The sequence below is a fragment of the Stenomitos frigidus ULC18 genome (genome assembly GCF_003003795.1).
GTDB classification, from domain to species: domain Bacteria; phylum Cyanobacteriota; class Cyanobacteriia; order Leptolyngbyales; family Leptolyngbyaceae; genus Stenomitos; species Stenomitos frigidus_A.
In genome coordinates this window covers 1-8,108 of record NZ_PVWK01000116.1, presented here as the reverse complement: position 1 = coordinate 8,108, position 8,108 = coordinate 1, and the positions used below count along the sequence as shown (strand labels likewise).

Annotated in this window: 7 protein-coding genes and 1 pseudogene; all 8 read left to right on the top strand. The window is 53.1% G+C overall.

Annotated features, from left to right (window positions below):
- A pseudogene (locus tag C7B82_RS20885) lies at positions 1–310 on the top strand (hypothetical protein); the annotation flags it as partial.
- 87 nt (positions 311–397) lie between these two features.
- A complete protein-coding gene (locus tag C7B82_RS20880; RefSeq protein WP_106258281.1) occupies positions 398–733 on the top strand; it encodes a hypothetical protein in 336 nt (111 codons plus the stop codon).
- Positions 734–990: 257 nt separating this feature from the next.
- On the top strand, positions 991–2,256 hold the full coding sequence (locus tag C7B82_RS20875) for a PrsW family intramembrane metalloprotease (RefSeq protein ID WP_106258279.1): 1,266 nt from the start codon (positions 991–993) through the stop codon (positions 2,254–2,256).
- Between the two features lie 48 nt (positions 2,257–2,304).
- Complete coding sequence (locus C7B82_RS20870) at positions 2,305–3,108, top strand: CPBP family intramembrane glutamic endopeptidase (RefSeq protein WP_106258277.1); 804 nt, start codon at positions 2,305–2,307, stop codon at positions 3,106–3,108.
- A 26-nt stretch (positions 3,109–3,134) separates the two neighbouring features.
- Positions 3,135–3,635, top strand: coding sequence for a hypothetical protein (locus C7B82_RS20865; protein WP_106258276.1), 501 nt, complete (start codon positions 3,135–3,137; stop codon positions 3,633–3,635).
- Between the two features lie 4 nt (positions 3,636–3,639).
- Positions 3,640–5,175 (top strand): alpha/beta hydrolase, encoded by a 1,536-nt coding sequence (locus C7B82_RS20860; RefSeq protein WP_106258274.1) that lies wholly within the window; start codon positions 3,640–3,642, stop codon positions 5,173–5,175.
- Positions 5,176–5,311: 136 nt separating this feature from the next.
- Positions 5,312–7,420, top strand: a complete 2,109-nt coding sequence (locus C7B82_RS20855; RefSeq protein WP_106258273.1) for a M13 family metallopeptidase — start codon at positions 5,312–5,314, stop codon at positions 7,418–7,420.
- A 33-nt stretch (positions 7,421–7,453) separates the two neighbouring features.
- Positions 7,454–8,068, top strand: coding sequence for a CPBP family intramembrane glutamic endopeptidase (locus C7B82_RS20850; protein WP_146141229.1), 615 nt, complete (start codon positions 7,454–7,456; stop codon positions 8,066–8,068).
- Positions 8,069–8,108: the final 40 nt, after the last annotated feature.

The following is an 8,108-nucleotide window of genomic DNA, read 5'->3' as shown; positions in this document are numbered from 1 at the left end:
CGCCACAGCAACTGACCGTGAAACCTGCTGCTCAACCTGCCTGATGAACTTGACATTTAAGATAATCGCTTCTGCCCGCACAGGAGAAACCGTACCCGCTTTGGAAGACCTGGTGGGAGCCAGAGCCGGACAAGCCGAGAATGCGTTGGTGGAACGGGGCTACGAGTTGCGGCGAAGTGCAAAGCAGGCAGATAGCAGTTTCACCTATTGGTTGGAGAAAAATACGGGGAACTGTGTGGCGATTAGAACCACCGATGGTCGCTATGGGGCGATCGTTTACACAGCCGATCGGGATTGCAACCGTCGCTAGTCGGTGACTGCAAACCAGAAATCATCCAGTAGGGTGGGCAATGCCCACCCTGCTTCTAACCTTTATCCATTTCAGGGAGATATTTCCATGGGTTTTCTCAGCAAGTTATTCGGCAAACATGAAGAGGAAAAAGCAGCAGCGGCTCCTCAAATTTCAGTTCAGGCGGCGGCAGCGGAAAAGTCTATTCCACCAGAAAAGGTGGGACTGGATGGCAACTTTGATGAGAGCGGTCTGGCAAAGCGGGTCGCCAAAGCGCTGGATGATGCCAACATTTCCGATCATGTGGGTCTGTGGGTTGCCCAGACTGGCGGTGTCGTCGTGTTGAAATACAATCCAGATGCGGAAGGGATCTTGGCTCAAGCGAAGCAGGTTGCAAGCTCGGTAGAAGGCGCAACAGACGTGCAAACCGTGCCCAATACTTAGGAATGAGCATTCAATAAGTTTGATACTTTCTTGCCAGAGTTTTGGCGTTGCTGAATGGGGAGATGATGCCTGTCAAATCCCCGACTGCTGAATCGGGTTTAGCGCGTAGCAATCAGGATTCCAACAGAGAAGTCGGGGATCTTGATTGTCTTATCATCCTTCTGATCGGCAATGCCGAGCTTTTGTAAGAACCTAAACTTCTGATGACAAATCTGCCCCTACAGATTTTCTGCCTCTAACATTTATCATCAGCATCTATGACGCTCAGTGAGACTGCCCGAATTCTTTATGGCTCGCCGTTGGCGAAACCCCGCACGGCTAAATTTGCGATCGCCATCCTGCTGGTCTTAGTGCTGATCAGTAGCTATACCTTGTTCACCTCTTTACAAGAAAAGGTAACGTCACCGAATGGGATGCAGGTGATGGCGATCGCTTTTCTTTGGTCAGCCTTATTTACGTCAGGCACCGTGGCAATTCTCTGGTTTCTCGATCGGCGCGAACACGAATCTCGCTGGCTCTATGCCATTGCCTTGTTGTGGGGGGCATTCATTGCCACGGGCATTGCCCTGCCATTTAATCAGATCATCATGTCCACCATTGCGGATTGGGTCAATGCCAACCCAGCCGTGAAAGACTACCTGGGAGCCAACGCGGGTTTCAAAATTGCTGCACCGATCGCCGGTCCCCTAGACGAAGAGATCACCAAAGGTGCGGGGGTCTTGCTGCTGTTTCTCCTGCTGAAATCCGAATTTGATGATGCCCGTGATGGCTTTATCTACGGTGCTCTAGTGGGAGCTGGGTTCAACTTTTTCGAATCGGCGCATTACGTCGTGAGTGAGTATGCCAAATGGGGCTATGCTCCCTGGTTAATTCATATTGGCGCACGGCACGCTCTGTTTGGCTTTGCTGGACACGCATTATACACAGGTATCTTCGGTCTGTTTTTGGGGCTGTCTCGCCAAACCACCCGCCAATGGTGGCGTTATACCGCTCCCGTAGTGGGCTGGCTATTAGGCTTCTCAGCTCACTTTTCGCAAAATATTGGGATGTTGCAGGCGGTATTGTCACAACGGGCATCTGGCGCGGCAGTGTCTGCTGTAGAAACCCCACCCCTCGGACTGAATATGCCAGGGGGGCTACCATTTGGGCTGGGTTGGTTGGGCTTTGCGGTTAGTTATGTGATGAAGTTTTTGCCCTTCTTGCTACTGGTGGGGATCTTGCTCTGGCGTAGCGGTGTGTGGGAACGGCGGGTGATTCGAGAACAGTTGGCGGATGAGGGGGCACCCGTGATTACGCCAGAAGAATACGAGGGAGTGAAGCGCGATCGCATCCTTAGAACCCGTCGCATTCCGGACTATAATCGCCGGACTTCTGCCGCAATCGTCAAAGCGCAGGATGAATTGGCGTTTCGCAAATGGCGAGTGCAGCAGCAGGGGCAGGATGTGGGTGCCGATGCGCTGGTGGCATCCTGGCGCGATGAGTTAAGGCGATTGCGAGGCACTGAAGCGGCGATCGTGGCTTGAGCTGGAACCATTGAAGAAACCATTGCATAGAAAGGGAACTTCACCATTGTGGATAAGCTTGCATCACTCTCAAAACCCAAAATTGCTGTCTTAGCGGCATTCCTCTATACGGCGGTGATGGGTGTTGGCATGTTTTACATGAAAACCGTCCGGGGCATCACCTACGGCGCACCGGAAATGATGACCGTGTTCTGGATTGTGTTGCTGGGGCTGAACCTCCTGAATGTGTTTTGGGTGACGCGCTATTTTGGCTGGCAGGCGATCGGCTTTCGTACCCTTAATCGGCGGCAACTCCTGTGGTTCTTGCCGTCGATCACCGTGCTGATTGCCATGTGGGTCGTCTTTCTGTCGGGTCTGGCGACGGTCTCTCTCAGTGCCGCTCAATGGCAGTTGTTTGCGATCGCTGGCTTCACCACCCTGCTAGTGGGAATAGGGGAAGAAACCATGTATCGCGGCATTGTGCTACACGCCTTTTTAACCACCAACCGAGTCCGGTGGGCCATGCTGGTGAGCGCGATCGGCTTTTCACTGCTCCATGCCGTCAATGTGTTCGGGGGCGTTCCGTTACTGGGTGTGCCCGCGCAACTGATCATGACCTTTCTGTTTGGCTTTCTCCTGGCACCGTTGATGCTCAAACTCAACAACATCGTGCCGTTGATGATCTTCCACTGGCTGTGGGATTTTGTGTTGTTTGTCTCGCCACTGGTGGGTGAACAAACGAACACGGCTGTGGGCATGGTCGCCCTGCTCAACCTTCCCATTGAAATCATTGTTGGCATTGTGTTGTGGTTGCAGATCAAGCAAGTACCAGAGCGGGCGATCGCCAATGTCCCCGATTCCATTCATGTTTGAGCCAACCCTTTTCCCACAGTCTCTTCATGGTGTTCTCTACCTCCGATCCATCCCAACCCCAATCTGCCGTCACGGTTTTGCGATCGATTTATGGAGCGCCCAGCCAAGCGGGGTTTGGCAGTGCTGTATTTGATGACGCGATCGAGCCTGGGACAGACTTAGAACCCATTGCCTTGCGGTACTACCAACACTTTGTTGGCAAACTCTGGGAGCAATATGGTGAATCTGCCTGGATGAGTGCCTGGCAGCAGGTGTATGTTCGTCCCGATGGGCTGCAGCCAGATATTGTGGCAGAACTGAGGGCGATCGGCGATCGGGCTGCAGCTCAATTTGTCCCGATCCTGCTTCTGGTAGAAACTGATGACGCTACCAAAGCTCAGCAAGCTCTGGCAGAAGTTTATGACGATCCGCAGACGACCGATTTGAGAGTTTACACCGTTGGGGATGGAGCAGCGATGTCTGGCTTACTGCTGCTGGGCAGGCAGACCACAGGCGAAACCATCATTCTGATTTCCCTATTGGATTGACCCCATGACGATGCGTCTGACTCGATTCTGTCAAATTGCCATACTGACCCTCACTGCCATTACTACCAGTCATACCGAGGTGAATGGCGCATCCCCACCCCGTTCCCAATTTGGTGCCGCATGGCAATCCGTTGACTGCAAAACCTTTGATGTCCCTTCTGGGGTGGCGGCACAGTCCGATTGTGGTTATGTCACCGTACCCGAACAGCATGGACAACCGCACGGACGAACCATTCAACTCGGCGTGGTACGTACCCGTAGCACCAGCAAAGCGCCTGCCCTCGATCCATTGTTTGTCGAACAGGGCGGCCCCGGTAACACAACCATTGGCATGTTTGTCAATCAGGCTTTGCCGCAGTTTCCCGAACTGAACGCCTTGTTAAAGAGCCGGGATCTGATTTTCATGGAGGAACGGGGGACACGTTACGCCAAGCCCTTCCTGTCCTGTCCAGAGTTCAATGCTCACAATATTGCCGTGGCGAAAGGGGAGCAAAATTACACCGATCCAGGCTGGATCAAGGCGTGTCACGATCGCTTCAAAACTCAGGGCATTAACCCCAACGCCTTCAATACCCGCGAAAATGCCGCCGATGTTTACGTTGTGGCAGAAACGTTAGGCTACCGACAATTCAACTTCTATGGCGTTTCCTACGGGACGTTGTTGGGGCAATATGTCATCGCTCAGGCAGATAAACACAAGGCGAAACTGCGCAGTGTAATTCTTGATGGCGTGGTCAGACCGGATATTGATTTTAATCTGGCATCTGGTCACACGATTAGCTACGCCTTGCGGAACCTGTTTCACGCCTGTGCCCAGGATCAACGCTGTAGCCAAGCCTATCCTGATCTGGAACGGAAATTTCTGGCGATCGTGGATCAACTCAACCAGAAACCCATTCCCATCACCCTGACCATTCCCACCAGTCAGAAAACGATCGCCGCCAAACTCGATGGCATTGCCTTTGTTGATGGCATCATGCCCTACTTATACACCACGCCCCACGGCGGTGATTTACCCAAGCAAATCGATGCAGCGAGCCAGGGTAACTTTGGTTGGATCACAAAACGACTCTCAAACGCGTTGGAATCTGACGGCGCGAAAGAGATGTATCATACCGTCCTCTGCGCTCGGGTGAAATCGTTTCAAGTCACTCCCTCCCAGGTGCTTCCGGCTGCCTATCCGCAACTGCTCCCGATCGGCATCCGCGAAAGCGAAGTCGTGACCAAAGCGTGTGACATTCTCCAGGTCGAGCTGAAACCACCCTTTGTCTACGAAAATCCTGAAATTCCCACCCTGATTTTTAATGGCGCTTACGATCCAATGACTCCCCAACCCTATGGGGAAGCCGTTGCCAGGAATTTGAAAACCGCCTATGTCTACACCTTTCCCGGTGTGGGGCATGGGGCACTAATTTTGCCGCCGGATCTGCCTGCCGCTGCCTGTTCCGCTCAAATCGCCGCCGACTTTCTCACGCGCCCGCAGCAATCGCCCGACAGCCGCTGTCTCACTCAGATCAAGCCTGTCTTTGTATCTGAGTAATTGTTTATCTTGAGGTGCCTATGTCGCTGACTCACTACGCTCGTGTACGTTATGGCTTAACAGTGAGCCACCCAAATTTGCCATCCAGCTAACACCACCTGACTCAATCACAACCATTAACCATCAAGCATCAACCATGAATACCAAGATTCAACGTCATCGGTTCTCGATCGGGTTTACCAGCAGTCTTCTGGGTTTAGGACTCTGGGCCAGCTTGGCAACGCTCCCTGTGAGCAGTCGTGCCGAGGACAGCAAAGCGGCCACTATGTCCAAGCCCAAACTGTCGCTGGGCTTTTCGATCGACAAAATGGATACCGCTGTCAGCCCCCGCCAGGACTTTTATCGGTTTGCAGCGGGTAAATGGGTCGATGCCACGGTGATCCCACCCGACAAAGTGAGGGTGAGCAGTCTGTATCAGCTCAATGATGAGGTCGTGGCAAAGCAAGTGCAAGCCATTTTGGAGCAGTCGGCGGTACAAAGCATCAAGGCACCCAAGAACAGCCCCTTGCAGCAGGTCGGCGACTTCTATGCATCGGGGATGGACGTGAAGCGGCTAGAGGCGTTGGGAGTTGCCCCCTTGAAACCGTTGGTCGATCGTCTGAATGCGATCAATTCACCGCAAACCCTGGCAAAACAGCTCGCTCAGGTGCCATTATCCCTGTTGTTGACGGCTGCGGTTGGACCCGACAAAGAAGATAGCACGGTCAATATTGTCTACTTCTCCATCGGCGATCTGCCCCTGAGTCAAGAGCGCTATCTCAGTCCAGACGCGGCTGCCATCCGTGCCGCCTATTTGAACTACATTGCCGCCAACCTGGAAATTGCGGGCAGTTCTCCCTCAGAGGCTGCGACTGCTGCCAAGAAACTGCTGGCAATGGAGACGCGCATCGCCAGCAAATCACTCACCCCCTTGGAAAAGAAAGATCCCACCAAAACCTTCAAGCGGATCTCGTTTGCGGCGCTTCAGTCGTTGCTACCCAATGTGGATCTCAAGACCTATTTCAAGGAACTGAGCTTGCCGATCGACAAACCGCTGCTGGCGATCGATTTACGGGCATTGGCAGAAATCAATCAGATGCTCAAGGACTATTCGATCGCAGATATCAAGCTGTACCTCCGCTGGCAACTCTTATACCAGACGAAAGACCAGCTAACCCCAGCCTTTAACAAACCCGAACTTGCCTTCAAGCGGGTCATTAATGGCGAGAAGTATGAGCTACCTTCCCGGACTGAATGGGTGTCTGGGCAGGTCATTTCACTTTTTGGTCATCCGGTGTCTCAGCTTTATGTCAAAGCCTATTTCTCCCCCCAAGCCAAACAGCAGGTTGAGGACATGATTGGGCGGATTCGCACCCGGTTTAGAGCGCGTCTGGTTGCCAACCCCTGGCTCAGCCCTGCCACCCGTCAGGCGGCGCTGGAAAAGCTCGATCGCACCATGATTAAGGTGGGGTATCCAGACCAATGGATTGATTACACCCGCGTTGCCATCCGCCGCGATGACTATTTCGGTAATACGCTCAATACCGCGCAATTTTTTCAACAGCGCATGTTCGCTCAACTGGGTAAACCCGTCACTCGTGATGAGTTTAGTATCCCCAGAGTCACACTGCCGCTGGTCGTCAATGCGGCGTTCAATCAAGGAGTCAATGGCATTGAGATTCCTGCCGCCTTTCTCCAACCCCCCAACTACGATGCAAAGGTCGATCCGGCGGTCAATTTCTGTGCGATGGGTGCAGTGATTGGGCACGAACTGACCCACGGCTTTGACAGTTTGGGGCGGCTGTTTGATGCTAAAGGCAATCTGCGGAACTGGTGGACGGATGCCGATGTCGCCAAGTTCAATGCCCAGACCGACAAGCTGGTGAAACAGGCGGATGCGTACGAAGTGCTGCCAGGACTCAAGATTAACGGCAAGCTAACCGTGACGGAAAATCTGGCGGATGTGGGGGGAGTCAGCCTTGCCTATGAGGCGCTACAGGAGTATTTGAACGAACACCCTCAAGACAGGCGGACGATCGACGGCTACACACCCGAACAGCGCTGCTTTCTTTCCTGGGCACAGCTCTGGGCAATCAAAATCCGAGAGGGGGAACTTCGCAACCAAGTGGCAACCGATTCCCATTCTCCAGATGCCTATCGCACCTTTGCTCCCTTGCAGCATGAGGCTGGGTTCTTCAAAGCGTTCGGCATCAAACCCGGCGATCCCATGTGGCTGGACGAAAAAGACCGCGTCAAAATTTGGTAGGCAATCGTCTCAATTCACACAGGACAAATCACGATGGACTCAAGCTCAGTCTCAAAACCCAAAATGGCTGTCTTAGCGGCATTCCTCTATACGGCAATCATGGGCATCGGGATGTTCTACATGAAAACCGTCCAGGGCATTACCTACGGTGATCCAGCCATGATGAACCTGTTCTGGTTCATCCTCATCATCCTTAATGCCCTCAATGCCTTCTGGGTAACGCGCTATTTTGGTTGGCAGGCGATCGGTTTTCGTCCCCTCGATCGCCAGCAACTCCTGTGGTTTCTGCCCTCGATCGCGGTGTTAATTGCCATGTGGGTGGTCTGTTTATCTGGATTGAGTCAGACCTCACTCACTGCTGCCCAATGGCAGTTGTTTGCCGTTGCTGGCTTCACCACCTTGTTAGTCGGGCTGGGGGAAGAAACCATGTATCGCGGCATTGTGTTACACGCCTTTTTGACCACCCATCGCGTGCGGTGGGCAATGCTGGTGAGCGCGATCGGCTTTTCGCTGCTTCATGCCGTCAATGTGTTCGGGGGAGTGCCCCTGCTCAGTGTACCTGCGCAACTGGTGATGACATTTCTGCTTGGCTTTCTCTTTGCGTCGTTGATGCTTATACCAATTAAATATGAAGTTGCGCCAAACTAAAGGAGTCCCCTTTGAGGTCATGGGTCATGCCAGGACGCCC

What these genes read in the sequence shown, in the direction of transcription:
- C7B82_RS20855 (WP_106258273.1), top strand. Translation starts at nt 5,312, where the DNA reads ATGAATACCAAGATTCAACGTCATCGGTTCTCGATCGGGTTTACCAGC.
- C7B82_RS20860 (WP_106258274.1), top strand. Translation starts at nt 3,640, where the DNA reads ATGACGATGCGTCTGACTCGATTCTGTCAAATTGCCATACTGACCCTC.
- C7B82_RS20850 (WP_146141229.1), top strand. Translation starts at nt 7,454, where the DNA reads ATGGACTCAAGCTCAGTCTCAAAACCCAAAATGGCTGTCTTAGCGGCA.
- C7B82_RS20865 (WP_106258276.1), top strand. Translation starts at nt 3,135, where the DNA reads ATGGTGTTCTCTACCTCCGATCCATCCCAACCCCAATCTGCCGTCACG.
- C7B82_RS20880 (WP_106258281.1), top strand. Translation starts at nt 398, where the DNA reads ATGGGTTTTCTCAGCAAGTTATTCGGCAAACATGAAGAGGAAAAAGCA.
- C7B82_RS20875 (WP_106258279.1), top strand. Translation starts at nt 991, where the DNA reads ATGACGCTCAGTGAGACTGCCCGAATTCTTTATGGCTCGCCGTTGGCG.